This window comes from Kitasatospora sp. NPDC043950, assembly GCF_056435345.1.
In genome coordinates this window covers 17,090-41,926 of the sequence record NZ_JBWKER010000064.1, presented here as the reverse complement: position 1 = coordinate 41,926, position 24,837 = coordinate 17,090, and the positions used below count along the sequence as shown (strand labels likewise).

Here is a 24,837-nt window from a genome sequence, read left to right as displayed (position 1 = left end):
CCCCCCCCCCCCCCCCCCCCCCCCCCCCCCCCCCCCCCCCCCCCCCCCCCCCCCCCCCCCCCCCCCCCCCCCCCCCCCCCCCCCCCCCCCCCCCAACCCCCCCCCCCCCCCCCCCCCCCCCCCCCCCCCCCCCCCCCCCCCACGCTCCACCCGTGTGTGATCGAGGAGATCAACCCCCATGCAGAACGTGAAGAAGGCCGCCGTCCTGTCCGCCGCCGCTGCCGGCCTGGTGCTCGGCGCGGCCGGGTCCGCCGCCGCCAGCTCCGGCGCCGAGGGCGTGGCCGCCGGCTCCCCCGGTGTCGTCTCCGGCAACCAGGTCCAGATCCCGGTGCACATCCCGGTCAACCTGTGCGGCAACTCCATCAACATCGTCGGCCTGCTGAACCCGGCGTTCGGCAACAGCTGCGCCAACGTGGAGCTCCCCCCGCCGCCCGCGGACGACTGCTGATCCCCGATCGGCACCCGTTCCGGCCGTACTGCCCCCCGACCAGCCGGCCGGGGGGCAGTTCGGCATCCCCGGGCGGCCGGTGGCCGTCCGGCCCCCGATCCACCGAAGGGTGATCCGCATGGTTTCGAAGAAGAGCGGGGCCTGCCTGGTCGTCGCCGTCGGCGCCACGGTGCTGCTCGGCACCGGCTCGGCGCAGGCCGCCACCACGACCGGTTCGGCCCCCGCGTCGGGCCCGGCCAAGCTGGCGAAGACCGATGTCGGTCAGGCGCTGAACGGGACGACCTCCGGCCTCGGCTACGGGCTCGCGCCGGTCAAGGACCTGCGCCTGGACCCGTGGGCGAACTCCTCGGCCGACGTGCTCAACAACGGCGCGACCGTCAAGCCCGACCAGGGCCTGGCCCCGGTCGGCACCGGCGGGCTGACCGGCCCGCTGAGCGCGGGCGGCGGCATCCGGGACCTCCCGCTGCTCGGTGGGCTGACCGGCGTGCTGCCGGGCTGAGCCGCCCGGCGCAGGCGGGAGCCCGGCACCCCGGTCGCGTCCGGGGTGCCGGGCTCCACCGTGCCCGGAGCCGCTGGGCTCAGAGCTGGGTCAGGTCGGTCAGGCCGGTCTGCTGCACCACGCCGGTGGTGGTCGCGGTGGTGGTCGCGGCCAGGTCGCCCACCTTGTCGGTGACCGAGATCGGGTGGTCGTCGTCGCCGAGGCTGGCAGTGGCACCCGGAACGGCCTGCACCGTGCCGGTGACCAGTCGCGGGTCCACCTCGCCCACCTTGAGCCGGCCGTCGGCCAGCTGGCCGGTGCCGTCCTGGACGAGGGCGAGCGGCTTGCCGACGGCGAGGCCGGGGGTGTCGGCGTGCAGCGGCGCGGCCGGGGCCTCCAGCAGCACCTGGCCGAGGTCGGCGCCCTGGTCGACCAGCGGGAGCGGCAACTGGGCCTTGGCGCTCGGGCCGACCTTCCCGGTCTGCAGCTCGGGGACCAGCCGGTCCGGGATGAGCTCGGTGCTGGTGGTGCGGCCGGGCGCCGGCGGCAGGAGCAGCGAGGTCGGGATGCCGGCCGTGACGCGGCTGCCGAGCGGGGTGAGCGGAACGTCCGCCGGGACCTGCTGGGTGGCCAGCTTGTCCTCCAGGGCACCGACCTGGTCGGGGCTGACCGGGGCGGCACTGGCCGCTCCCTGGGAGGCGAGCATGCCCGCACCGACCGCCAACAGCATCGCGCCGGCCCGCTTGGAGAACTTCATGCTTTTCACCGTTCTGCCTGTCCGTACTGGAGATCCCTGAAGGGAGGGGCTGCGGGGCGCAGCCGGAAAGCAATCTGCCTCAACGAGTGACCGTGAGTACGGATTGCGGCGGTTAACCGGTTCGGCCTAATAATCCGACCGGAAACCACTCTTCGACGCGCCTCCCGGACTCTTTTCAAAAATCCCCGTAACCTTCCGTGCCGTCATTCTTTGATCTGGACGTCAGTGACTGCAGACCGGGTCTGAGCGTTCTACGCGTTGTACGCACGGAAACCAAGAGCATTTCAGAGAGGGATCTCCCCATGATCCAGAAGTCCTTCGCCGCCGCCGGCCTGGCCGTCGCCGCGCTGGCCGCCGCCGCCGCGCCCGCCTCGGCGATCGGTGACGCGGACGGCGCCGCAGCCTCCATCGAGGGCAACGGCGGCACCAACTTCACCGGCACGGTCGGGAACAACAGCCCGAACTTCCACTTCCTGGACAACGCGAACGTCTGCCTCCCCGAGATCCACAACATCGCGGTGGGCGTGCTCGGCGTGGCCGTCCCGGTCGAGGTCCCGATCGCCAACAGCGGTGGCAAGCAGTACTGCACCCAGGGCCAGGGCACCCAGAGCCACGGCGACGCGGGCGTGTCCCACCTGATCGGCTGACCGTTCCCCCAGCTGCACTCCCCTGAACCACCCTTCGAATCGCTCCCCGATTCACCCCTCGAGAGGAAAACCGGAAATGATCAAGAAGTCCCTCGCCGCCGCCGGCCTGGCCGCCGCCGCCATCGCGATGTCCGCCGGCTCGGCCTCCGCCATCGTCGACTCGGACGGCGCCGCCACCTCCGTCCAGGGCAACGGCGGCACCAACCAGACCGGCACCCACGGCAACGGCAGCCCGAACTTCCACACCCTGGACAACGCGAACATCTGCCTGCCGGAGGTCCACAACATCGCCGTCGCCGTGGTCGGCGTCGCGGTTCCGGTCGAGGTGCCGATCCTGAACAGCACCCCGAAGCAGATCTGCAACGTCGGCCAGAACACCCAGTCCTCGGGCGACGCGGGCGTTTCGCACCTGATCGGCTGATCAAGGGGCACGGCACGGACGGAGGGCCCGGGGAGGTACGTCTCCCCGGGCCCTCCGGGCGCTACGGGCGCTCGAGGCGCCACGGGCGAGGTGTCCGGCCGGCCGCCGCCGAACAGGCGCGGACCGGCCGGGTGAGCGGACGTTCGGACCGGCGCGTGGGGTGCCGACCCGAACGGCCGGATGTGATCACGTGTCAGAGGCAGCGCCCGCCGGGGCGCTCCGAAAGAGAGGGCATTTCCATGAAGAGCAAGCTGGCCAAGGCCGCACTGACCGCCACCGCCGCGCTGGCGCTCGCGGGTGCCGCCACCCCGGCGTTCGCGCACGTCGGCTTCGCGGGCGGCGGCGAGTTCGTCGCCTCGGGCGACCAGCCGTTCGTGGCCGGTGCCGGCTTCGGCGTCGGCCACACCAGCGACGTCATCGCCGGCGGCTTCGGCGGCGGCGCCGCCACCTCCACCGACGTGATCGGCGGCGGCGAGGGCTTCGCGCACATCAACGGCTGGAAGTAGAACCCGGAAGGCCGGGCCGCCCCCACGGGGAACGGCCCGGCCTTCTCGTTGCCCGCACCGCCCCGAGCGAGCCTGAGGCGAGCGGGCGAGTGACCGCCGACTACTTGAGCATCGCGGCGGCCTCGACCGCCCAGTAGGTGAGGATCTGCTCGGCGCCGGCGCGGCGGATCGAGGTGAGCGTCTCCATGATCATCCGCTCCCGGTCGATCCAGCCGTTCGCCGCGGCCGCCTCGACCATCGCGTACTCGCCGGACACCTGGTACGCGGCGACCGGCACCGGGGAGGCGTCGGCGACCTGGCGCAGGATGTCCAGGTAGGCCATGGCCGGCTTGACCATCACCAGGTCGGCGCCCTCGGCGAGGTCCTGCTCCAGCTCGCGCAGCGCCTCACGGGCGTTGGCCGGGTCCTGCTGGTAGCTCTTGCGGTCGCCCTTGAGCGAGGAGCCGACCGCCTCGCGGAACGGCCCGAAGAACGCCGAGGCGTACTTGGCGGTGTAGGCGAGGATGCCCACGTCCTGGTGCCCGGCCTCGTCCAACGCCCGCCGGATCACGCCGATCTGGCCGTCCATCATGCCGGACGGGCCGACCAGGTGGACCCCCGCGTCCGCCTGCACCCGGGCCATCTCGGCGTAGCGCTCCAGGGTGGCGTCGTTGTCCACGCTGCCGTCGGCGGCCAGCACGCCGCAGTGGCCGTGGTCGGTGTACTCGTCCAGGCAGAGGTCGGACATGACCACCAGGGCGTCGCCGACCTCGGCGACCACGTCGCGGATCGCCTGCTGGAGGATGCCGTCCGGGTTGGTGCCCTCGCTGCCGGTGGCGTCCTGCACGGCCGGCACGCCGAACAGCATCAGGCCGCCCAGGCCCGCCTCGGCCGCCTCCACCGCGGCCTTGCGCAGGGTGTCCCGGGTGTGCTGGACCACGCCCGGCATGGAGGTGACCGGGACGGGCTCGCTGACGCCCTCGCGGACGAACAGCGGCAGGATCAGCTCCGCCGGGTGCAGCCGGGTCTCGGCGACCAGGCGGCGCATCGCCGGGCTCTGGCGCAGCCGGCGCGGGCGTACGTACGGGAATTCAGCGGACACGGCTTCTCTCTCCGAACGGTTGTGCAGTGCCGGGGGCGACGGATCGCCGCCCCCGGTCCCGAGGGTGTCAGCGGGCCTTGCGGCGCGAACCCGGACGGCGCTCGCTGGGCCGGTAGACCGGCTCGCCGGCGGCCGTGGCGGTGTCGCGGCGCCTGGCCCCGAAGTCTGCCAGCGCCTGGGCCAGCGCGGCCGCCGACGGCGCCGGGGCCATCACGTCGACCCGCAGGCCGTGCTCCTCGGCGGTCTTGGCGGTGGCCGGGCCGATGCAGGCGATGACCGTGACGTTGTGCGGCTTGCCCGCGATGCCGACCAGGTTCCGCACGGTCGAGGACGAGGTGAAGAGCACCGCGTCGAAGCCGCCGCCCTTGATCGCCTCGCGGGTCTCGGCCGGCGGCGGCGAGGCGCGCACCGTCCGGTACGCCGTCACGTCGTCGACCTCCCAGCCCAGCTCGACCAGGCCGGCCACCAGGGTCTCGGTGGCGATGTCGGCACGCGGCAGCAGGACCCGGTCGATCGGATCGAACACCGGGTCGTACGGCGGCCAGTCCTCCAGCAGGCCGGCCGCGGACTGCTCGCCGGAGGGCACCAGGTCCGGCTTCACGCCGAAGTCCACCAGGGCCTGCGCGGTGGTCTCGCCGACCGCCGCGACCTTGATCCCGGCGAACGCGCGGGCGTCCAGGCCGTACTCCTCGAACTTCTCCCGGACCGCCCGGACCGCGTTCACCGAGGTGAAGGCGATCCACTCGTAGCGGCCGGTGACCAGGCCCTTGATGGCCCGCTCCATCTGCTGCGGGGTGCGCGGCGGCTCGACCGCGATGGTCGGCACCTCCTGCGGCACCGCGCCGTACGAGCGCAGCTGCTCGGACAGGCCGGTGGCCTGCTCCTTGGTGCGCGGCACGAGCACGTTCCAGCCGAACAGCGGCTTGGTCTCGAACCACGAGTGCGAGGACCGGTGGGCGACCTGCTCGCCCACCACGGCTATCACCGAGGTCGCCGGGTCCACCGGGGCGGAGACCGGCGAGGGCAGCACCCGGGCGGCCTTCAGGTCGGCGGCGATGCCGGACAGGGTGGAGGTGAAGGTCCGCTGGCGGGTGGTGGTGCCGGAGAGCGTGGCGCTCAGCGCCGACTCCGGCTTGCGGCCGTTGGCGACCAGGGCGCCCGCGGTGGCCGGCAGCTGGCCCAGGGTGGTCCGGACCACCAGGGTGGTCTCCGGCGCGCCCAGGTCCACCGGGCTGCCGGCCAGCAGCGCGGTGCCGTCCACGAAGCGCACGTCGGTGCCGGCCGCACCGCGCAGCGGGACGCCCGCGTACGCCGGGACGCCGACCGACTGGGCGACGCCCGGGATCACCTCGAAGGGGATGCCGTCGCCGGCGCAGCTGAGCATCTCCTCGGCGGCGCAGCCGTCCAGGCCCGGGTCGCCGTCGACGGTGCGGACCACGTGCTTGCCGGCCCGCACGGCCTCGGCGACCAGCCGGGCCAGGTCGAAGTCCGCGCCCTCGGCGGCCGGGGTGTGCACCTGCACACCGGCCGGGCAGTGGGTGCGCACGGCCACCGCGGTCAGCGGGTCGGCGACCAGGATGTCGGCCGAGGACAGCACCTCGACCGCGCGCAGGGTCAGCAGCCCCGGGTCCCCGGGGCCCGCGCCCAGGAAGGTGCACCGTCCGGTGGCGGACTGGCCGCCCGGGAACGGGGTTTCGGTGGCGGCGGTGGGGCTCATCGGGCTCGCTCCCCCATCAGGGTGGCCGCGCCCGCGTCGAGCAGCCGGGCGGCCAGCGCGCGGCCGAGGGCCGTCGCGTGCTGCTCGGCGGTCTCGTCGAGGACGATCGGACCGTTGGCGGACATCTTCAGCAGGGCGGCGCCGTCGGGGTCGCCGACCACGCCCTCCAGCCGCAGTTCGTTCGGTCGGACCCAGGTGGCCAGCGCGGCCACCGGAGCCGAGCAGCCGGCCTCCAGGGTGGCCAGCAGGGCCCGCTCGGCGACCACGGCGACCCTCGTGGGGGCGTGGTCCAGGGCGGCGAGCGCGGCGGTCAGGTCGGTGTCGGCGCTGGTGCACTCGATCGCGAGCGCGCCCTGGCCGGGGGCCGGAACCATCAGCTCCGGGTCGAGGTGCTGGGAGATCTCGGCGCTGCGGCCGAGCCGGTTGAGGCCGGCCGTAGCCAGCACCACCGCGTCCAGCTCGCCGCTGGTCACGTAGCCGATCCGGGTGTCCACGTTGCCGCGGATCGCGACGGTCTCCAGCGCGGCGCCGCGGGCGGTGGCCCAGGCGTTCAGCTGGGCCATCCGGCGCGGCGAGCCGGTGCCGATCCGGGCCGGGCGGCCGGCGCCGGCCAGCTTCTCCACCAGCTCGTCCAGGGTCAGGCCCTCGGCGGCGACCAGGGCGTCCCGGGCGTCCTCGCGCTCGGGGACGGCGGCCAGCGCCAGGCCCTCCGGGGCGGCGGTGGGCAGGTCCTTGAGCGAGTGCACGGCGAAGTCGATCCGGCCCTCCAGCAGCGCGTCCCGCAGGGCGGAGACGAACACGCCGGTGCCGCCGATCTGCGCCAGCGCCTCCCGGGAGGTGTCGCCGTAGGTGGTGATCTCGACCAGCTCGACGGGGCGCCCGGTGACCCGGGTGACCTCGCGTGCCACCATGCCCGACTGGGCCATGGCGAGCGCGCTGCGCCGGGTGCCGAGCCGCAGGGTCGCGGTGGCGGCCGGAGTCTGCTCCGTGATCGGTTGACCATTCATGAGGTGATCGTCCCGGTGGTACTCGTGGGATGGCTGACGGTTCATCTGGTGCCCCCGCCCGAGGGCTGGGGGCCGCCGACGGGTGTGCCCGACACGGCGTGCACGGCCGCCGGGTCGAGGTCGAACAACTCGCGCAGCGCGTCCGCGTAGGAGGCGCCGCCGGGCTCGGCGGCCAACTGCTTCACCCGGACGGTCGGGGCGTGCAGCAGCTTGTCGACGACGCGGCGGACGGTCTGGGTGATCTCCGCGCGGGAGCGCTCGTCCAGGTCGGGCAGCCGGGAGTCCAGCCGGCCCAGCTCGGCGGAGACCACGCCGGAGGCCATCGCCCGCAGCGCGACCACGGTCGGCGCGATCCGGGCGGCCCGCTGGGCGGCGCCGAAGGCGGCCACCTCGTCGGCGACGATCCGGCCGACCTGGTCCACGTCACCGGCGCCGGGGGTGGCGGCGTGCGCGTGGGAGAGGCTCTCCAGGTCCACCAGCAGGGCGCCGGGCAGCTCGTGCACGGCGTGGTCGACGTCGCGCGGCATGGCCAGGTCGAGCAGGGCGAGCGGCTGGTCGGCGGTGCGGGCGGCGACCGCGGCGGCCACGTCCCCGGCCTTGACCACCACGCCGGCCGCGCCGGTGCAGGAGATCACCAGGTCGACGTCGGCCAGCGCCTCCGGCACCTTGGCCAGGTCCAGGGTGCGGGCCACGCCGGAGCCGAGGATCTCGACCAGGCGCTCGGCGCGGGCCGGCGTCCGGTTGGCGATCAGCACGTCGGTGACGCCGGAGCGGACCAGGGTGGCGGCGGCCAGCGAGCTCATCGAGCCCGCGCCGACCACCAGCGCCCGCTTGCCGGCGATCTCGCCCGCGCCCGCCGCGACCTGCTCCAGGCCGAAGGTCACCAGCGACTGTCCGGCCTTGTCGATGCCGGTCTCGCTGTGCGCCCGCTTGCCGACCCGCAGCGCCTGCTGGAACAGCTCGTTCAGGCCGCGCCCGGCGGTGTGCTCCTCCTGCGCGGTGGCCAGCGCGTCGCGCAGCTGGCCGAGGATCTGGCCCTCGCCGACCACCATCGAGTCCAGGCCGCAGGCCACCGAGAACAGGTGGTGGACGGCGCGGTCCTCGTAGTGGACGTAGAGGTGGGAGGTCAGCTCCTCCAGGTCCACCCCGCTGTGATGGGCGAGCAGCAGCGACAGCTCGGCGACGCCGGCGTGGAACTTGTCCACGTCCGCGTACAGCTCGATCCGGTTGCAGGTGTTGAGCAGCGCGGCCTCGGCGACGGTCGCGGTGGCGGCCGCGTCGTGCAGCAGCCGGGTCGGCACCTCACCGGTCAGCGCGGCGCGCTCCAGCACGCCGACCGGCGCCGTGCGATGGCTCAGTCCAACGACGAGAAGACTCACGCCCGCCCCCAGGTCCCACGGTTGTCCGTACTCATGCCGCCCCGCACCGCTCGGCGGGCGCTTCGCACGACCTGCGTCCTGCGGCTGACTCGCTCGCTCATGCGGGCATCACCGCGGGGAGATCGCCCTCCCCGCCCTTGCCGGACTGGCCCTGCTCGGCCTGGTCCTTGGCCGCGGTCTCGGCGGTGCCGCGGCCCTTGCCGCTGCCGCCCGCCGCGCGGCGCAGCTTGGCCGCCGCCGCCCGGACCGGGCCCGGGGCGCGGTCCAGCACCGACTCGGTGCGGTCCGGCTCCTCGCCGGCCTTGCGCTGCTCGTGGAAGGCCAGGATCTGCAGCTCGATGGAGAGGTCGACCTTGCGCACGTCCACGCCGTCCGGGACGGTCAGCACGGTCGGGGCGAAGTTGAGGATGCTGGTGACGCCGGCCTCCACCAGCCGGTCGCAGACCTGCTGGGCGGCGCCGGGCGGGGTGGTGATCACACCGATCGAGACGTGCTGGCTCTCGACGATCGACTCCAGCTCGTCCATGTGCCGCACCGGCAGGCCGGCCGCGCTGCCGCCGACCACGTTCGGGTCGGCGTCCAGCAGGGCGGCCACCCGGAAACCGCGGGAGGCGAAGCCGCCGTAGTTGGCGAGGGCGTGGCCGAGGTTCCCGATGCCGACGATGACGACCGGCCAGTCCTGGGTCAGGCCCAGCTCGCGGGAGATCTGGTAGACGAGGTACTCGACGTCGTAGCCGACGCCGCGGGTGCCGTAGGAGCCCAGGTAGGAGAAGTCCTTGCGCAGCTTCGCCGAGTTCACGCCGGCGGCGGCGGCCAGCTCCTCGGAGGAGACCGTCGGCACCGAACGCTCGGAGAGCGCGGTGAGCGCGCGCAGGTAGAGGGGGAGGCGGGCGACGGTCGCCTCCGGGATGCCCCGGGCACGCGAGGGTCGGCGCGCGGCGCCCTGGTCGGGCGTCTGCGAACTGCTCTGTGGTGATCGGCCGATTGCCACGGTGCTCCTGTGGGTGAAGCTGGGCTTTGGCAGCCAGGCTATGCGTTTGTGAACGTGTGCACAAAGATGGTGTCCGTTTTGTCCCCACACAGTGATGCGCATCACGCCGTCGAGCCCATAGCACCGCGCTCCGCCAGGAGGACGGCCGGGGCGGGCGCGGTGGGCAGCCACGGGCCGTACGGCGCCTCCCGGCGCACCAGCGGGACGGGCGTGCCGAACGGGCGGGAGCGGGCCCGGCCCAGCCGCGGCCAGGGCACCCGGGCCGCCTCGCGCAGCGGGCCCGCCCAGTCGTCCGGCGGGCAGGACGGGACGCCGACGCAGTGCCGCAGCAGCTCGGCGGTCACCCGGGCGTCACCCAGCGCGGTGTGCGCCGGGTACCAGCCCAGGCCCGCCGCCTCCACGCAGGCCGCCAGGCCGTGGCCGCGGGCCTGCGGCAGGTGGGCGCGGGCCAGCCGCATCGTGCACAGCAGCGGCACGGGCGGCAGCGCGACCCCGATCCGGGCGAACTCGCGATCCAGGAATTTGTGGTCACAGCTGACGTGGTGACCCACCAGCACCCGGCCGGCCAGCAGCTCCAGCAGCCGCGGGGCGATCTCCCGGAAACGCGGGGCGCCCTCGACGTCCGCCTGGTGTATCCGGTGCACGTGGGTCGGACCGACCGGGCCCAGCGGGTCGAGCAGGGTGGCGAACTCCCCCTCCGGGCGCAGCCGCTCGTCCAGCAGGACCACCGCGATCTCGACCACCCGGTGCCGCCACGGGCTGCGGCCGGTCGCCTCCACGTCCACCACGGCGAAGCCCCTGGCGCCCGGCGGGGCTTCGGGCGTCCCAGGGGTCGGGCCGGGAAGCATGGCGGCACTCCTCGCGTGCTCAGCCCCCCTCGGGCGCAAACGCGTTCGATCGTAAGCCGACCAACCGGCCCCGGCCCAAGCCGGACCGGGGTGTCTTTGACAACGATTCGGCGAACCGCCCCCGCCGAGTGGCGGGGCGGCAGCGGCGGTGCGCGGGAGCGGTCAGCCGCCGAGGGCGGCGCGCAGGCGGCGCTCGTCGACCCGCCAGAAGTCGTGCTGGCGGCCGTCGATCAGGGTCACCGGGATCTGCTCCCAGTAGCGCCGGTACAACTCCTCGTCCTGGGTGATGTCCCTCTCCTCGAAGGTCGCGCCCAGCTCGCCCGCCACCCGGACGATCACCTCCCGGGCGTCGTCGCACAGATGGCAGCCGGGCTTGCCGACCAGGGTCACGGTGCGGTCGGCCGGCGCGGGCTTCGGGCTCTTGTCACGTCGCAGCAGTGGGCTCACCCGGCCATTGTCCGCCCGCCCGGCGGCCGCCCCGCCGGGGCCCGGGACCGCCCGGTGTTCACCGCGCGGGCACGCCGCCGTCACGGCCGCCGCGCGCCCGGCTGGCTATGCTCGATGACATGGCCGTGCTCCGAAGGCTCACCCAGGCGAAGCGTTCCACCACCGAGCGGAGCGCCCTGGCGGGCGAGGCTGCCGCCGAGGCGGCGGCAGCTGCGCTGCAGGCCGAGCCGGAGTCGGCCACCGCCCCCGCGGAGAGCACCGCGCCCGCCGGGAGCACCGCTCCGGCCGAGGTCGCCGCCGAGAGCGCCGAGAGCTCCGGGAGCGCCGCGCCCGCCGCGGGCAGGCCCGGCAAGGCGCCCAAGGCCCCGGCCGAGAACCACACCCCCGAGCCGGGCGACCCGCGCGCCGCCGCGTTCTTCGACTGCGACAACACCATCCTGCGCGGGGCCGCGATCTTCTACCTCGGGGTCGGCCTCTACCGGCGCGGCTTCCTCACCCGCCGCGACATCGCCCGGTTCGCCTGGCAGCAGGCCTGGTTCCGGCTGAACGGCGCCGAGGACCCGGAGCACATCTCGGACGCCCAGCACACCGCGCTCGGCCTGGTCGCCGGGAAGAGCACCGCCGACCTGGAGGCGATCTGCGAGGAGGTCTTCGAGCAGGTCGTGGCCGACAAGATCTGGCCCGGCACCCGCGCCCTGGTCCAGATGCACCTGGACGCCGGCCAGCGGGTCTGGCTGGTCACCGCCGCCCCGCTGGAGGTGGCCCGGGTGATCGCCCGCCGGCTCGGCATGACCGGCGCCCTGGGCACCGTCGCCGAGGCCGACGGCGGCCGGTACACCGGCCGGCTGGTCGGCGAGCTGCTGCACGGCCCGGCCAAGGCGGCCGCGGTGCACGCGCTGGCCCGGCACGAGCGGCTGGACCTCGACCGCTGCGCCGCGTACAGCGACTCGGCCAACGACATCCCGATGCTCTCGCTGGTCGGCCACCCGTACGTGGTGAACCCGGACGGCGCGCTGCGCCGCCACGCCCGGGCCCAGGGCTGGCGGGTGCGGGACTTCCGGACCGGCCGGAAGGCGGCCCGGGTGGGACTGCCGGCCGCGGCCGCGCTCGGGGTGCTCGCGGGTGCGGCGGCCGCCGGGGTGGCCCTGAACCGCCGCCGCCGCTGTGCCTGACGGGCTTCCGCCACCCCCGGTCGCGCCCCCAGCCGACAGGCCTGCCCACGACCTTCCCGCGGCCTCCCCGCGCGGGCGACCGGCCGTCAACCAGGCCTCTGACCTGGCCCCTCGTACGGGCGAACTCCCGTTTCCGGTACGGCTTTCCGGCCCAATGAACGAACCTGTCACCCGGCGACTGGTTCTGATCGTTCGCCAGACCGGGAAAGTCGGGGGTTGCCGGGCCTCAAGACTGGGAAACCACCGGCCTGACCGCCGAATTGGTCACCCTGGGCGCCCGAACGGTCACGTTGAGCCGGATGAACGATGACAGGTCCGGTCAGTGTCAGCCGAATATGCGCGATAAATGGATCCCAAACGACCACTTCGACCACACGGTGTAGCTGTCATTGCACAAAGCGTTATTCTCTCCTGGATGCACGTCACCCACGCGCCCCGCTCGAACGGGCGGCGCGGGAGTGCTCTCCGCGCAGGCGGAGGTGATCCGTCCACAGTTCTGCCTCTGGGAGTCCCGTGTACCCACCCGTCCGGAACGACGCGCCTGCACCCTCCCGCCCGTCGTCCGCGCCCCTGCGCCCCCGCACCGGCCTCCGCGGCCGCCCCGTCGCCGACCGGCAGATCTCCACCGGCCTGGACCTGCTGCGCAACCTGCTCCGCAGCCAGCTCGCCGCCTCGCCCCAACTCGTGCCCGCCGGAGCCCCGTTCGGACACCCGCACGGCTCCGGCCTGGCGCTGCGCACCACCGCCGCCGGCTCCACCGGCACCGGCTCGCGCGGCCGCACCGGCAGCACCGGCGTCGGCCGCGGCCGCGCCCGGACCGCGCCGAGCCCCGGCTACGAGACCGAGCACAACCCGATCATGGAGCTGGTCGAGCGGGCCCAGGCCGGCGAGAGCGAGGCCTTCGGCCGGCTCTACGACCACTACTCGGACACCGTCTACCGCTACATCTACTACCGGGTCGGCAGCCGGGCCACCGCCGAGGACCTCACCAGCGAGACGTTCCTGCGCGCGCTGCGCCGGATCGGCACCTTCACCTGGCAGGGCCGGGACTTCGGCGCCTGGCTGGTGACCATCGCCCGCAACCTGGTCGCCGACCACTTCAAGTCCAGCCGCTTCCGGCTGGAGGTGACCACCGGCGAGATGCTCGACTCCAACGAGTGCGAGCGCAGCCCGGAGGAGTCGGTGCTGGAGTCGCTCTCCAACGCCGCCCTGCTGGACGCGGTGCACCGGCTCAACCCGCAGCAGCAGGAGTGCGTGACGCTCCGCTTCCTCCAGGGGCTCTCGGTGGCCGAGACCGCGCGGATCATGGGCAAGAACGAGGGTGCCATCAAGACCCTCCAGTACCGCGCCGTCCGCACCCTGGCCCGACTGCTGCCGCCGGACGCCCGGTGAGGCCGCGGTGACCGGGGGCGGCATAGCCGGCGGGCGGCCCGACGGGCCGTCACCGTCCGCACCCGACCGACACGTCCGGGTGAACGGTCGATCCGATGATCAGCCGTGCGTAACCCACCGCCCGCACCACTCGTTGGCCAGCATGCAAGTCCCCACCAGGCGTACGGTCAAGCCGAATTGCGACCTGTCACCCGATGGAGTGGCTTTGGCCCGCCGAGGCAACCGTCCGGCAGGCCGGGGTGTCGACAACGACGAAGGGAGGTGTGGCCCGTGACGGCAAACGTGCTGGAGCACCGACGGGCGAAGGCCTTCGCCGAGGCGCTGGAGGCCCACCGGGCGGAGCAGCGCGGCGCAGCGGACGCCGAATCGGCGAACACCGCTGCCACCGGCGCCGGTCCGGTCGCGATGGCCCAACTGGTCGGCCTGACCGACGCACTGGGCGCGATGCCCGGACCGGCGCTGGACCCGGAGGTACGGACCGTCCAACGCGCCCAGCTGATGGCCGCGTTCGAGCAGGCCTTCGCCGGCGGACCGGGCGCCACGGTGCCCCGCCAACGCCGGCACCGGGCCATCCGGACGGCGCCGCGCGGCCGCTGGAGCCGCCGGTTCGCGATCGGCGGGCTGGTCGCCGGACTGGCCGTCGGCAGCCTCGCCGGCGCCGCCGCCGCCAGCTCCAACGCCCTCCCCGGGGACACGCTGTACGGCATGAAGCGCGGCCTCGAAGGGCTCAGGCTCGACCTGGCGGACACCGACTCCGAGCGCGGCGAACTGCTGCTCGACAACGCCGCCACCAGGCTCGGCGAGGCCAAGACCCTGGTCGGCCACCCCGGCCCGGCCACCGGGCTCAGCCCGGGCACCGTCGAACGGGTCCGCCGCGCGCTGGACGACATGCACGCCGACGCCATCAAGGGCCGCGAGCTGCTCCGCTCGGTCTACCGCAGCAACGGCTCGCTCGGCCCGATGCGCGCCCTGGCCGGCTTCGCCCAGGGCGAGGACGGCCGCTGGACCGAACTGGCGGGCCAGCTGCCCGTCCAGCTCACCCAGCAGGCCCACCTGGTCGACCAGCTCTTCGACGACATAAGCGAGGACGTCGCGCCCCTGCGCCTGGCCCAGCCCGCCGCCAAGAGCGGTGGCCCGGCCGGCACCGGAGCGGGCGGCGACACGGCCGGCCCGGCCACCGGCGGCGCCCCCGCCGACACCCCGGCGAACGGCTCCGGCCCCGCGCCCGGCGACGGCCCGGCCCAGGGCGGTGCCACCGGCGCGACCAGCGGCGGCAACAACCGCCCCGGCGGCACCGAGCGGGCCCCCGCCAGCACCGGCGCCAGCACGCCCGGCGGCACCGGCGCCAAGGGCGGCGGCCTGCCGAGCACCCTGCCCAGCAGCGCGCCGGACGCCGTCAACGGGCTCGTCGGGGACCTCACCAGCGGGCTCACCGGCGGCAGGACCTCGCCGAGCGCCGCCCCGGCCCCGCCGCAGGCACCGCAGCCGCCCTCCGGCACGCCCAGCGCCCCGGCCGCCGGCCAGCCGCAGGGCGTCGAGGTGCCCCCGCTGATCCCGGGCCTGCTGCCCGGGCTGCGGCTCCTCGGCGGCTGACCGGACGACGCGGGGCCCCGGCGATCCCTGGAGTTCCAGGGATCGCCGGGGCCCTCGGCCGTGCCTCGGAGGCCACGGGAGGCCCCCGAAGGTCGCGGGAAACCTAGAAGAACACCGACCGCCGCTGCACCAGCAGCTTGTAGAGCGTGTGCTGGATCGTCTCGCGCACCTCGTCGGCCAGGTCGAAGACCAGCATCGGGTCGTCCGCCGCCTCCGCCGGGTACCCGTCGGTGGCGATCGGCTCCCCGAACCGGATGGTCCACTTGGTCGGCAGCGGCAGCACGCCCAGCGGCCCCAGCCACGGGAAGGTCGGCGTGATCGGCACGTACGGCAGGCCCAGCAGCCGGGCCAGCGTCTTCACGTTGCCGATCATCGGGTAGGTCTCCTCGGCGCCGACGATCGAGCACGGCACGATCGGCACCTTCGCGCGCAGCGCCGAGGAGACGAAGCCGCCGCGCCCGAAGCGCTGGAGCTTGTACCGCTCGGCGAACGGCTTGCCGATGCCCTTGAAGCCCTCCGGCCAGACCCCGACCACCTCGCCGCGCTCCAGCAGCGCCTGGGCGTCCTCGTTGCAGGCCAGCGTGTGGCCGGCCTTGCGGGCCAGCTCGTTGACGCCCGGCAGCACGAACACCAGGTCGGCGGCGAGCATCCGCAGGTGCCGGTGGTGCGGGTGGTGGTCGTGGATGGCGACCTGGGTCATCAGGGCGTCCAGCGGGATCGTCCCGGAGTGGTTGGCGACGATCAGCGCGCCGCCCTCGGCCGGGATGTTCTCGACTCCCTGGACCTCGATCCGGAAGTACTTCTCGGCCAGCGGGCGCAGCAGGGCGAGCAGCACCTCCTCGGTGAGCTCCCGGTCGAAGCCGAACTCGTCCACCTCGTAGTCGCCGGTGATCCGGCGGCGCAGGAAGGCCAGCCCGTCCGCGGCCCGGCCCTCCCAGCCCTTGCCGAACAGTCTGGTGGCCGCCGAACCGAGCTGCCCGGACAACGCCCCGCCGACGGCGTCGGCGAGCCGGTCGGCGGGCCCGGGGTCGTCGGGCGAGGTCCAGCTGGGGGCGGACTCGATCGGGATGACCCTGGCCTCGCCCGGCGCGTTCTCGGCTGCGGCACTCATCGCGGGTTCAGCTCCTGGGTCGGCGGGGGCGGTCGGTACGGACGGTGGGGACGCCGGCGGCCGGGGCCCGCACCGGGCCGAGCAGGGCGGCCAGCCGGTCGGTGACGGCGGCCAGCCGCTCGGGCGGCAGCAGGCCGGGCCCCTGCGCGGCGGCGAAGTCGGCGAAGGCCTCCGGGGTGGTGAACGCCGGGCGGTAGCCGAGCGTCTCGCGCAGTCGCGCGGTGTCCACCACCCGGCCGTGGGTGAGCAGCCGCAGCTGCTCCGGCGAGACGTCCAGCAGCCGGGTCTGCCGGGCCAGCCCGGCCATCCAGCTGACCGCGGGCAGCAGCAGCGGCACGGTCGGCCGGCCGAGCCGGCGGGCGCACTGGGAGAGCAGCAGGACGCCCTCCCCGGCCACGTTGAAGGTCCCGGTGTTGACGGTGCCCGGCTCGGCCTCGGCGGCGGCCCGGCAGAGCACCGCGACGGCGTCGTCCTCGTGCACGAACTGGAGCCGGGGGTCGTAGCCGAGGACGGTCGGCAGCACGGGCAGCGCGAAGTACTCGCTGAGCGGGGTGTCCGCGCCGGGGCCGACGATGTTGGCGAAGCGCAGGACCGTCACCGCGACGTCCGGGCGGCGCCGGGCGAAGCCGCGGACGTAGCCCTCGACCTCCGCCGCGTCCTTGGCGAAGCCGCCGCCGGGCGGGTTCTTCGGCTGGATCCGCTCGGTGAACACCGCCGGGTCGCGGGGCGCGGAGCCGTAGACGCCGGTGGTCGACTTCACCACCAACCGGCGCACCCCGGGCGCCTTCTGGCAGGCGCCGAGCAGTTGCATGGTGCCGATGACGTTGGACTCCTTCACCGCGGAGCGGTTGGTGGAGCCCAGGCCGGTGGCGCTGACGCTGAGGTGGACCACGGTGTCGACCCGGTGCTCGGCGATCACCCGGGAGACCGCCGGGCGGCGCAGGTCGAGCTGGTGGAAGCGGTACTCGGCGGCCGGTCCCTCCGGCTCCTCGACCGGCAGCCGGGGCGGCTGCACGTCCACGCCGACCACCAGGTCCACACCCGGACGACGGCGGACCTCGGCGGCGAAGCGGGCACCGAGATGGCGTGCCACGCCGGTGACGAGCACGACCACGCCCACGGTGTGCACCCCATTCCCTCGGCCCGAGCGGCCTGCGTGCACCGTACCGTGCCGCCCTGCCGGGCCGTGAAACGACACCGCCCGCCCAGGCCGAGGCCTGGGCGGGCGGTGGAAGCGCCGGGCGCGCTGAGCGCGGCCGGGGGCGCTTACTTCTTGTTGCGACGCTGAACGCGGGTCCTCTTCAGAAGCTTGCGGTGCTTCTTCTTGGCCATACGCTTGCGACGCTTCTTGATGACAGAGCCCACGGAACAACCCTCGCTCACTGAGACTCTCGCCCGTGAGAGACGGAGTCCATACGACTGACGGACGGCCTAGCCTACCGTCCACGGGCCCAGGGCCGTAATCGTGCTCCCGGTGACCGGGAAACTCGCGGGGAATCCCCGGCGAACGGGGGTGGGATCCGCAGCTGCGGCCCCACCCCCGCCCACCCGGAACTACGCGCTCTCAAGCCTCACGTAGGACTCCTTGAGGTACTCGTGCACCGCCTGCTGGGGCACCCGGAAGGACCGCCCGACCCTGATGGCCGGCAGCTCTCCGCTGTGCACCAACCGGTACACCGTCATCTTCGACACCCGCATGACCGAGGCAACCTCCGCCACGGTCAGGAAGACGACTTCCTGCAAGGGGCGTTCGCCGGAACTCATGACCATCACCCGACCCTTCACCCGTGTGCAAGGCACCGGCTTCCCCTCCGGTGACTCCACCGGCACACGTGTATCCCCAGAGTAGTTATGGGTGGTACCAGTGGGAAGAGGGGAGGTGCGGTCCTCGTACGGTGAGAGATAGGACTGTTGCAGTACGTAGTCACTCGGCGGAACGCGGGAGTGGGCGTACGCACGGCCCACCCGCACCTGGGCGGGGAGGCCGGTCTCAGGCCAGGAGGCCGAGGTGGGGGAACACCGCGCGGCGGCTGGCGAGGATGGCCTGATCGAGTCGGTCGGCCGGATCGTAACCCGCGTCGAAGTCGCGCCAGACCGGTCGGGCGCCGTCGGTCATCCGCAGCGGGGCGGGCCGGCGGGTGCGGCGGTAGACCTCGGCGCGCCAGGACTCGGGGGTCTCGGTGGCCGGGTCGACGGGCCGTCCGGCGGCGGTGGCGACCAGGTGGGTCCAGGTGCGCGGGACGACGTCCACGACGGCGTAGCCGCCCCCGCCGGTGGCGATCCAGCGGCCGCCGGTGAGCCGGTGGGCGAGGTCGTGCAGTTCCTCGGCGATCATCCGCTGGGCGTCCAGCGTGACGGCGAGGTGGGCGAGCGGGTCCTCCAGGTGGGTGTCGGCACCGTGCTGGGTGACCAGGACCTGCGGGTGGAAGGCGGTGAGCAGTTCGGGCACCACGGCGTGGAAGGCGCGCAGCCAGCCGGCGTCGCCGGTGCCGGCCGGCAGCGGCAGGTTGGCGGCGGAGCCGGGGGCGTCCGGGCCGCCGGTCTCGGTGGGCCAGCCGGTCTGCGGGAAGAGCGTGGCGGGGTGCTCGTGGAGCGAGATCGTGAGCACCCGGGGGTCGTTCCAGAAGGCCTGCTGGACGCCGTCGCCGTGGTGGACGTCCACGTCGACGTAGGCGACCCGCTCGGCGCCGAGTTCGAGCAGCCGGGCGACGGCCAGCGCCGGGTCGTTGTAGACGCAGAAGCCGGAGGCCTTGGCGGGCATCGCGTGGTGCAGCCCGCCGGCGAAGTTCACGGCGTGCGGGGTCTCCCCGCGCCAGACCGCCTCGGCGGCGGCCACGGACTGACCGGCGATCAGCGCGGAGGCCGAATGCACAGCGGGAAAGGACCAGTTGTCGTCGGTGCCGAGCCCGTGCCGGGCATCCGACTCGTCGGGGTGGGCGGCGGCGTATTTGACCGCCTCGACGTACTCCCGGGTGTGCACCAGCCGCAGGGTGGACTCGCCGGCGGGCGGTGCGGCCCGCACCGTCACCCCGGGCCCGGCGTCCAGTCCGAGGGCCTCGACCAGGCGCATGGTGAGCGCCAGCCGGGTCGGGTCCATCGGGTGGCCGGGGCCGAAGTCGTAGGCGGTGACGGCCTCGTCCCAGAAGAGGTGCAGGCCGCAGGGGGTGTCACGCTCGGCGTCGGGCATGGCCTCCACCGTAGCGGGTGGGGGTGGCCGGGCCTTGTCCAGGGCGCGCCGGGGGCGGGGCTCAGGGCCCCCGCGGAGGCCCTACAGACAAAACCTTCACGACTTCATATCCTCTCCGCCATGAAGCCATTCAGCGCGCAACGCCTTGGGGTAATTCTCGCTGCATTACTGGGACTTGGCCTGCTCTTTGCCGCCCAGCCGGCCTCCGCCGCGGTCAGCGGCAGCTCGTTCGCCGTCGACAAGAAGACGGCGGCGGCGGGCGACCAGCTGACCCTGACGCTCTCGCTCACCAACACCGAGACCACCGACATCTACTTCGCCTACGAGTTCATCCAGCCGATCTGGCCGGCCAACCAGGAGGCCGGCGCGTTCACGGTCACCGGGTGTTCCGGCGACTCCACCGACTGCGCCGTCAACGGGAACAACGCGAACTTCCACTTCCGGGCGCCGATCGCCCCGGGCGAGACCCGCACCGTCGCGGTCACCGTCCAGATCACCTCGGCCCCGACCTGGACCGGGCCGTACACCCTGAACTGGGCACCGTACGTCTACTACGAGTACTACCAGTCGGGTGGTGGCATCAAGGACCAGCTGTGGGCCAACGGCCTGCCCGAGCTGGCCACCGTGATCGGCTGACCTCCCTTCCCGCCCCCGCTCGCCCCCGCCCCCGCCCCCGTCACACCGTGGCGGGGGCGAGCGCCGGGGCCGGGGCGAAGCGCTCGGCCAGCGGCAGGACGGCGAGCACCAGCAGCATCGGGGCGAGCAGCGCCCAGCGGTACGAACTCGCGTCGGCGATCGTCCCGACCAGCGGCGAACCGACTAGGAAGCCCACGTAGTTGAAGAGGTTCAGCCGGGCCACCGCGGCGTCCGAGTCGGCCGGGAACAGCCGGCCCCCGGCCGCGAACACCTGCGGGATGATGGCGCAGATGCCGAAGCCGAGCACGGTGAACCCGGCGATCCCCACCCAGGCGGCGGGCGCGGCGGCGGCCAGCGCGAAGCCGAGCGCGGCCAGCCCGGCACCGGCCCGGACCACCGGGACGGCGCCCCAGCGCTGCACCGCGCGGTCGCCCAGCGCGCGGCCCAGCAGCATCGCGACCATGTAGCCGAGGTAGGACAGCTTGGCGACGTCCGCGGCGCTGCCCAGGCCGTCGGTGAGGTACTTGACGCTGTAGTTGGAGACCGAGGCGTCCGCGATGTACGCGAAGGCCATCGCCAGGCACAGCGGCAGCAGCGGCCGCCAGGGGATGGACCGCGCGGCGGCCTCGGCGGCCTCCCGGACGGCGTCCCCGAGTTCGGCCGGTCCGGCGAATCGGGTGCCGGTCAGCAGGGCCAGCGGGGCGATCACCGCCGCGACCGTGCCGAACAGCACCGGCAGGCCGAGCCCGTAGTGCGAGCCGAGGCCGGCGAGGGCCGCCCCGAGGATGCCGCCGAGGCTGAACGCGGCGTGGAAGCCGATCATGATCGAGCGGCCGTAGCGGTGTTGCAGGCCCACCCCCAGCATGTTCATGCTCGCGTCGAGCGCGCCCACCAGCAGGCCGAACGCCCCGAGCGCGACGGCGAGTTGCCAGAGCGTGTCGCCGAGGCCGGCGCCCGCGAGGCTGAGGCAGACCAGCGGCTGGACGACCCGCAGCACGGCCCGCGCGCCGGTGCGCTTCACCAGCTGTTCGGAGGTGATCGAGCCGACCCCGGCGAGGATCGGCACCGCGGCCAGGAACAGCGGCAGCAGCGCGTCGCTCAGCCCGTACCGGTGCTGGATCTCCGGAATGCAGGTGACCAGCAGCGCGAAGGTGGTGCCCTGGAGCAGGAAGCTGACGGCGAGCGCGGCCCGCCCGGCGCGCAGGCCGGGCGGGATCGCGGGTGACGCGGCACTCATGGCGAACCTCGCTACTGGCCGGTACGACGATGTTGGCGAGAGCGTAGGCGGTGGACCGCGATTGCGGGAGGGGTCGCGCAGGGACTTTCCGCAGCCGGACGGAAGGGCCGGGCGGAACCGGTCGGAGCAGGGCGGGTCGGAGCAGGGCGGGTCAGAGCAGGGCGGGTCAGAGCAGGGCGGTGACCTCGGAGAGGTCGGCGATCAGCCCGGTGGCCCCGGCGGCGGTCAGCTTCGCCGGGTCGGTGAGCGCGGTGTAGCCGTACACGTCCATGCCCGCGGCCCGGGCCGCCAGCACGCCGTTGGGGCTGTCCTCGACGACCAGGCAGCGGGCCGGGTCGACGCCGAGGGTGCGGGCGGCGTGCAGGAAGAGGTCCGGCGCGGGCTTGCCCACGCCGACGTCCTGGGCGCTGAAGATCCGCTCCTCGGCGACGTACCCGCGCAGGCCGGTGACGTCCAGCGCGGTGCGGATCCACACGTGGTGCGCCGAGGAGGCCAGGCAGTAGGGGACGGAGCGCTGCCGCAGTTCCTTCAGCAGCTGCTCCGCACCCCGGACGGCCGTCAGCTCGGTGCCGAACGCGTCGAAGACCCGGCCGTGGAACAGCTCGTCGAAGCCCTCCGGCAGCGTCGCGGCGTCGTACCGCTCGGCGATCACGTCGTGGATGCGGTGGGCGGCGCAGCCCATGAAGTCCCGGTAGGAGTCCTCGACCGTGGTCGGGTAGCCGAGTTCGGTCAGGTACGCGGCCAGCACCCGGTTGGAGAGCGGCTCGCTGTCCACCAGGACACCGTCGTTGTCGAAGATCACCAGGTCGTAGGCCATGCCGTCGAGCCTACCCAGCCGGCTACTTCCCCCCGGAGGCGAGCTCCCGGGAGCGGTCCCGCGCCGCCTCCAGGGCGCCCAGCAGCGCGGCCCGCACCCCGTGGTTCTCCAGCTCGCGGATGGCCGCGATGGTGGTGCCGGCCGGGGAGGTGACGGCCTCGCGCAGTTTCACCGGGTGCTCGCCGGAGTCGCGCAGCATCACCGAGGCGCCGATCGCGGACTGCACGATCAGGTCGTGCGCCACCTGCCGGGGCAGGCCGAGCAGGATGCCCGCGTCCGTCATCGCCTCGACCAGGAAGTAGAAGTAGGCCGGGCCGGAGCCGGAGAGCGCGGTGGCCGCGTCCTGCTGGGCCTCGGGCAGCCGCAGCGCCTTGCCGACCGAGCTGAAGATCTCCTCGGCCCGCTCCAGGTGCTCCTCGGTGGCGTGCGAGCCGCCGGAGATGACGCTCATCCCCTCGTCCACCAGGACCGGCGTGTTGGGCATCACCCGGACCACCGGGGTGCCGGCCGCCAGCCGCTCCTCGAACCAGGCGGTGGGGATGCCGGCCGCGGCCGAGATCACCAGCCGGTCCGCGCCAACGTGCGGGGCCAGCTCCTCCAGCAGGGTGCCCATGTCCTGCGGCTTGACGGCGAGGATCAGGGTGTCGGCGAGTTTGGCGGCCTCGGCGTTGGAGGCGGCCACCACGCCGTAGCGGGCGGCGAGTTCGGCGGCGCGCTCGGGGCGGCGGGCGGTCACCAGGACGTCCGCCGGGTCCTTGCCGGCCCGCAGCAGGCCGGAGAGCAGGGCCTCGCCGATCTTGCCCGTGCCCAGGAAGGCGATCTTCTGTCCGTGTGCTGCGCTGGCGCCCATGGCCGCTCCTTACCTCGGTACTGCGGCCATCCTCGCACCGCACGGGGGCACCCGCAGGGACCGTCCAGCCCGTGGTCGGCGACGGGTTGCCCCACCTCGTCCCTAGGGAGAATCTCGGGGGTTTCCCCTATGGCCTCCGGCGCCGCACGGGAGCACCGTGGAGTCATGGCACACGACGAAATGTCCCGACGTGAGAACCGGCAACTCGCCGTCGCCTCGGCGACCGTGGGACCGTGGCGGACGGCCGCGGGGGTCGGTGCGGTGGTGGGTGCGACCGCCCTGGGGATCGACGCGATCTCCGGGCACTGGTCCCTGGGCATGCTGGCCGGGCCGGCCGGCTGGGCCCTGTTCTTCTTCTTCCTGGTCGGCACCGTCGGCGGGCAGCTGCGCCGCGACACCTCCGAACGGCGGCTGCGCCGCTGGGCGAACGACCACCCGTGGCAGTCGGCCCTCCCGGCGGCCGGCGGGCTGCTGGTGCTGGACATGCTGGCGCAACTGCTGCTCGGGGACGCGGGCCTGTTCGGCGCGTTCTTCCTGGCGCTGCTGCCGGCCGGCATCCTGCTGGCCGTCGCCGGGATCGTGGGATCGGTGAAGCAGGCCCGCACCAAGGACTGACGCCCCCGCAGAGCGCGCCGGAAACGGCCGGAACGGAACAGACCGGGACGGATCACCGCGCCCGCACACGAGTTCACCACAAGGTGTGCCCCCGATCGACGAATCGTCACACCCCGTCGGCATACTGGCGCGATGCCGACAGCCGAAGATCCACAACCGCGCCCCGCCGAGGGCCGCGAGCCGGGCGGGTCCGACCCGTCCGGAGCGGGCGGGAAGGACCCGTTCGCAGACCTCGTCCTGGACGAGGAGTTCGTCAAGGGGGCCGCCGTCACCGAGCAGTCCGGGCGCACCCGGATGCTGGCCGCCCGGTGGAAGCACACCCCGCCGGTCGACCCGGGCGGCCGCCGCTCGGTCGACGACGGCCCGGCCAAGGCCGGCCGCCGGTTCGGCCGCACGCCGAAGCCCCCGGTGACCGACCCGTGGGGCAACCCGCGCCCGCGCCGCCGCCGGCTGGACTGGCGCGCGCCGCTGTACGTCGTGCTGACCATCGCGGTGCTGCTCGCGGCCCTGAACCTCGACGGGCTGCGCAGCTGGTACTCCGACCACTACGGCGGCGACTCCTCGACGGCCCACGCCCCCGCGCCCACCGTCGCCCCGGAGACGGCCAAGCCGACCGCCGCACCGCCGAAGGTCGACGAGCAGCAGCCGACCGTGGACCACCCGTGGGCCGGTTCCATCGCCGAGGGCTGGCCGAACGGCGCCGAGGCCTTCGTCCTGCCCGACGCCCGGGCCACCGGCGTGTTCTCCGCCGAACAGGTGGGCGCCCAGCTGCAGTTGGTCAAGGACTACCTGACCGCCGCCAACCTGGACCCGCAGGTGATCGCGGGCGGCCGGCCGGAAGCCGCCCTGGCGCTGCTGGACCGGGAGGACCGGGACCGCGCGATCAACGCGCTGGCGAAACCCTCCAAGGACACCGACCCGACCACCTGGTTCAGCCGCTTCGACCAGCGCGAGGCCGTCCAGGTGGGCGACGCGGTCAAGGTGCAGGGCCGGATCACCTTCGAGGGCGACGGGGACAAGGGCCTCCTCGTCCACGCCGACTTCAGCTACGTGTACGCGATGCGCCCCGGCCCGGACGCCACCAAGCGCGCCGCGTCACCCCAGCCGCCGACGGGCGGACAACCGCCGACGAAGCCGGCCGCGCCGAAGGACGGCACGGCCAAGCCGGTGGGTCTGCTGGTGCCAGCGGCCGACGTGACCGGGGACACCTGGACCACGCGCACGATCGTGCGCCGGGTCGAGAACTTCCGCTTCTACGACCCGGCCCGCTACCGGACCAACCCGAAGAAGCTCGTGTTCGGCGAGGGCGGCGGTTCGGAGTCCGCCAACTCGTCCTGCGACGTCTACGACGGCTACTACCACCCGCAGTTCGACCAGTTCGCGGCGCAGTCGCCGGACGCCCCGGGCAGCCGTCCGACCGGCCCCACCACGGACCCGTACGACCGCCGCAAGGACCTGTCGACCGCCGACGAGTGCGGCGCGGCCAGCCGCCTCTGAGGC

The 24,837-nt window shown here is 74.1% G+C and carries 27 protein-coding genes; 11 read left to right on the top strand and 16 right to left on the bottom strand.

Annotation, left to right across the window (positions count from 1 at the left end; all coding sequences use genetic code 11):
• The first annotated feature begins 178 nt into the window (after window positions 1–178).
• Together AC07BF_RS32405 and AC07BF_RS32400 are read left to right on the top strand one after the other, a co-directional pair.
• On the top strand, window positions 179–448 hold the full coding sequence (locus tag AC07BF_RS32405) for a chaplin (RefSeq protein WP_063348863.1): 270 nt from the start codon (window positions 179–181) through the stop codon (window positions 446–448).
• A 118-nt stretch (window positions 449–566) separates the two neighbouring features.
• Window positions 567–947, top strand: a complete 381-nt coding sequence (locus tag AC07BF_RS32400) for a hypothetical protein (protein WP_478334299.1) — start codon at window positions 567–569, stop codon at window positions 945–947.
• Window positions 948–1,026: 79 nt separating this feature from the next.
• On the opposite strand, the gene AC07BF_RS32395 is transcribed toward AC07BF_RS32400, so the two are convergent.
• On the bottom strand, window positions 1,027–1,683 hold the full coding sequence (locus AC07BF_RS32395) for a hypothetical protein (protein ID WP_363617823.1): 657 nt from the start codon (window positions 1,681–1,683) through the stop codon (window positions 1,027–1,029).
• 302 nt (window positions 1,684–1,985) lie between these two features.
• On the opposite strand from AC07BF_RS32395, the gene AC07BF_RS32390 reads away from it, so the two are divergent.
• The 3 genes from AC07BF_RS32390 to AC07BF_RS32380 all read left to right on the top strand — a co-directional run bounded on the left by AC07BF_RS32390 (window position 1,986) and on the right by AC07BF_RS32380 (window position 3,257).
• Complete coding sequence (locus tag AC07BF_RS32390) at window positions 1,986–2,330, top strand: hypothetical protein (protein ID WP_030232098.1); 345 nt, start codon at window positions 1,986–1,988, stop codon at window positions 2,328–2,330.
• A gap of 76 nt (window positions 2,331–2,406) precedes the next feature.
• Window positions 2,407–2,751 carry a rodlet layer protein gene (locus AC07BF_RS32385; RefSeq protein ID WP_363587783.1) on the top strand — a complete coding sequence of 115 codons (345 nt, stop codon included), beginning with the start codon at window positions 2,407–2,409 and terminating at the stop codon, window positions 2,749–2,751.
• A 239-nt stretch (window positions 2,752–2,990) separates the two neighbouring features.
• A complete protein-coding gene (locus AC07BF_RS32380) occupies window positions 2,991–3,257 on the top strand; it encodes a hypothetical protein (protein WP_063348859.1) in 267 nt (88 codons plus the stop codon).
• A gap of 100 nt (window positions 3,258–3,357) precedes the next feature.
• Here AC07BF_RS32380 and hemB read toward each other — a convergent pair whose 3' ends face one another.
• The 7 genes from hemB to AC07BF_RS32345 form a co-directional block, all read right to left on the bottom strand.
• Window positions 3,358–4,338, bottom strand: coding sequence for a porphobilinogen synthase (hemB, locus tag AC07BF_RS32375; protein WP_363587781.1), 981 nt, complete (start codon window positions 4,336–4,338; stop codon window positions 3,358–3,360).
• A gap of 67 nt (window positions 4,339–4,405) precedes the next feature.
• Complete coding sequence (locus AC07BF_RS32370) at window positions 4,406–6,055, bottom strand: bifunctional uroporphyrinogen-III C-methyltransferase/uroporphyrinogen-III synthase (RefSeq protein ID WP_363587779.1); 1,650 nt, start codon at window positions 6,053–6,055, stop codon at window positions 4,406–4,408.
• Window positions 6,052–7,062: a hydroxymethylbilane synthase gene (gene hemC / locus AC07BF_RS32365; protein ID WP_363587777.1), complete on the bottom strand. Its 1,011-nt coding sequence runs from the start codon at window positions 7,060–7,062 to the stop codon at window positions 6,052–6,054. Before hemC ends, AC07BF_RS32370 begins: the two co-directional genes overlap by 4 nt.
• Before the next feature lie 41 nt (window positions 7,063–7,103).
• On the bottom strand, window positions 7,104–8,441 hold the full coding sequence (locus AC07BF_RS32360) for a glutamyl-tRNA reductase (RefSeq protein ID WP_478317665.1): 1,338 nt from the start codon (window positions 8,439–8,441) through the stop codon (window positions 7,104–7,106).
• Between the two features lie 97 nt (window positions 8,442–8,538).
• Entirely contained in the window at window positions 8,539–9,426 is an 888-nt protein-coding gene (locus AC07BF_RS32355; RefSeq protein ID WP_363587805.1) for a redox-sensing transcriptional repressor Rex, read from the bottom strand.
• A gap of 107 nt (window positions 9,427–9,533) precedes the next feature.
• A complete protein-coding gene (locus AC07BF_RS32350; RefSeq protein ID WP_478334298.1) occupies window positions 9,534–10,280 on the bottom strand; it encodes a 3'-5' exonuclease in 747 nt (248 codons plus the stop codon).
• Window positions 10,281–10,442: 162 nt separating this feature from the next.
• Window positions 10,443–10,727: a glutaredoxin family protein gene (locus tag AC07BF_RS32345; protein WP_478334297.1), complete on the bottom strand. Its 285-nt coding sequence runs from the start codon at window positions 10,725–10,727 to the stop codon at window positions 10,443–10,445.
• A gap of 119 nt (window positions 10,728–10,846) precedes the next feature.
• Here AC07BF_RS32345 and AC07BF_RS32340 point away from each other — a divergent pair, with 119 nt between their 5' ends.
• The 3 genes from AC07BF_RS32340 (at window position 10,847) to AC07BF_RS32330 (ending at window position 14,884) form a co-directional block, all read left to right on the top strand.
• On the top strand, window positions 10,847–11,899 hold the full coding sequence (locus tag AC07BF_RS32340) for an HAD family hydrolase (protein ID WP_400986262.1): 1,053 nt from the start codon (window positions 10,847–10,849) through the stop codon (window positions 11,897–11,899).
• 570 nt (window positions 11,900–12,469) lie between these two features.
• Complete coding sequence (locus AC07BF_RS32335) at window positions 12,470–13,291, top strand: ECF subfamily RNA polymerase sigma factor, BldN family (protein ID WP_363587803.1); 822 nt, start codon at window positions 12,470–12,472, stop codon at window positions 13,289–13,291.
• A 270-nt stretch (window positions 13,292–13,561) separates the two neighbouring features.
• Window positions 13,562–14,884 (top strand): DUF5667 domain-containing protein, encoded by a 1,323-nt coding sequence (locus AC07BF_RS32330; RefSeq protein WP_363632227.1) that lies wholly within the window; start codon window positions 13,562–13,564, stop codon window positions 14,882–14,884.
• A 103-nt stretch (window positions 14,885–14,987) separates the two neighbouring features.
• On the opposite strand, the gene AC07BF_RS32325 is transcribed toward AC07BF_RS32330, so the two are convergent.
• The 5 genes from AC07BF_RS32325 to AC07BF_RS32305 form a co-directional block, all read right to left on the bottom strand.
• On the bottom strand, window positions 14,988–15,995 hold the full coding sequence (locus tag AC07BF_RS32325; RefSeq protein ID WP_363587769.1) for a lysophospholipid acyltransferase family protein: 1,008 nt from the start codon (window positions 15,993–15,995) through the stop codon (window positions 14,988–14,990).
• 7 nt (window positions 15,996–16,002) lie between these two features.
• Window positions 16,003–17,115: an NAD-dependent epimerase/dehydratase family protein gene (locus AC07BF_RS32320; protein ID WP_363587801.1), complete on the bottom strand. Its 1,113-nt coding sequence runs from the start codon at window positions 17,113–17,115 to the stop codon at window positions 16,003–16,005.
• 146 nt (window positions 17,116–17,261) lie between these two features.
• Window positions 17,262–17,360 carry a 30S ribosomal protein bS22 gene (locus AC07BF_RS32315; protein ID WP_003948845.1) on the bottom strand — a complete coding sequence of 33 codons (99 nt, stop codon included), beginning with the start codon at window positions 17,358–17,360 and terminating at the stop codon, window positions 17,262–17,264.
• A 189-nt stretch (window positions 17,361–17,549) separates the two neighbouring features.
• Entirely contained in the window at window positions 17,550–17,759 is a 210-nt protein-coding gene (locus tag AC07BF_RS32310; protein ID WP_063351305.1) for a helix-turn-helix domain-containing protein, read from the bottom strand.
• A 226-nt stretch (window positions 17,760–17,985) separates the two neighbouring features.
• Complete coding sequence (locus AC07BF_RS32305; RefSeq protein WP_478334296.1) at window positions 17,986–19,182, bottom strand: acetoin utilization protein AcuC; 1,197 nt, start codon at window positions 19,180–19,182, stop codon at window positions 17,986–17,988.
• Window positions 19,183–19,302: 120 nt separating this feature from the next.
• On the opposite strand from AC07BF_RS32305, the gene AC07BF_RS32300 reads away from it, so the two are divergent.
• Complete coding sequence (locus AC07BF_RS32300; RefSeq protein WP_363587765.1) at window positions 19,303–19,818, top strand: hypothetical protein; 516 nt, start codon at window positions 19,303–19,305, stop codon at window positions 19,816–19,818.
• A 40-nt stretch (window positions 19,819–19,858) separates the two neighbouring features.
• Here AC07BF_RS32300 and AC07BF_RS32295 read toward each other — a convergent pair whose 3' ends face one another.
• The 3 genes from AC07BF_RS32295 to proC form a co-directional block, all read right to left on the bottom strand.
• A complete protein-coding gene (locus tag AC07BF_RS32295) occupies window positions 19,859–21,055 on the bottom strand; it encodes an MFS transporter (RefSeq protein WP_363587763.1) in 1,197 nt (398 codons plus the stop codon).
• Between the two features lie 166 nt (window positions 21,056–21,221).
• On the bottom strand, window positions 21,222–21,872 hold the full coding sequence (locus AC07BF_RS32290) for an HAD family hydrolase (protein WP_363632228.1): 651 nt from the start codon (window positions 21,870–21,872) through the stop codon (window positions 21,222–21,224).
• A gap of 22 nt (window positions 21,873–21,894) precedes the next feature.
• On the bottom strand, window positions 21,895–22,722 hold the full coding sequence (gene proC, locus AC07BF_RS32285) for a pyrroline-5-carboxylate reductase (protein WP_063348845.1): 828 nt from the start codon (window positions 22,720–22,722) through the stop codon (window positions 21,895–21,897).
• A 165-nt stretch (window positions 22,723–22,887) separates the two neighbouring features.
• Here proC and AC07BF_RS32280 point away from each other — a divergent pair, with 165 nt between their 5' ends.
• Together AC07BF_RS32280 and AC07BF_RS32275 are read left to right on the top strand one after the other, a co-directional pair.
• Window positions 22,888–23,337, top strand: coding sequence for a hypothetical protein (locus tag AC07BF_RS32280; protein WP_159398487.1), 450 nt, complete (start codon window positions 22,888–22,890; stop codon window positions 23,335–23,337).
• A 132-nt stretch (window positions 23,338–23,469) separates the two neighbouring features.
• Entirely contained in the window at window positions 23,470–24,834 is a 1,365-nt protein-coding gene (locus AC07BF_RS32275; RefSeq protein ID WP_363587759.1) for an SCO2583/SCO2584 N-terminal domain-containing protein, read from the top strand.
• The last annotated feature ends 3 nt before the right edge of the window (window positions 24,835–24,837 follow it).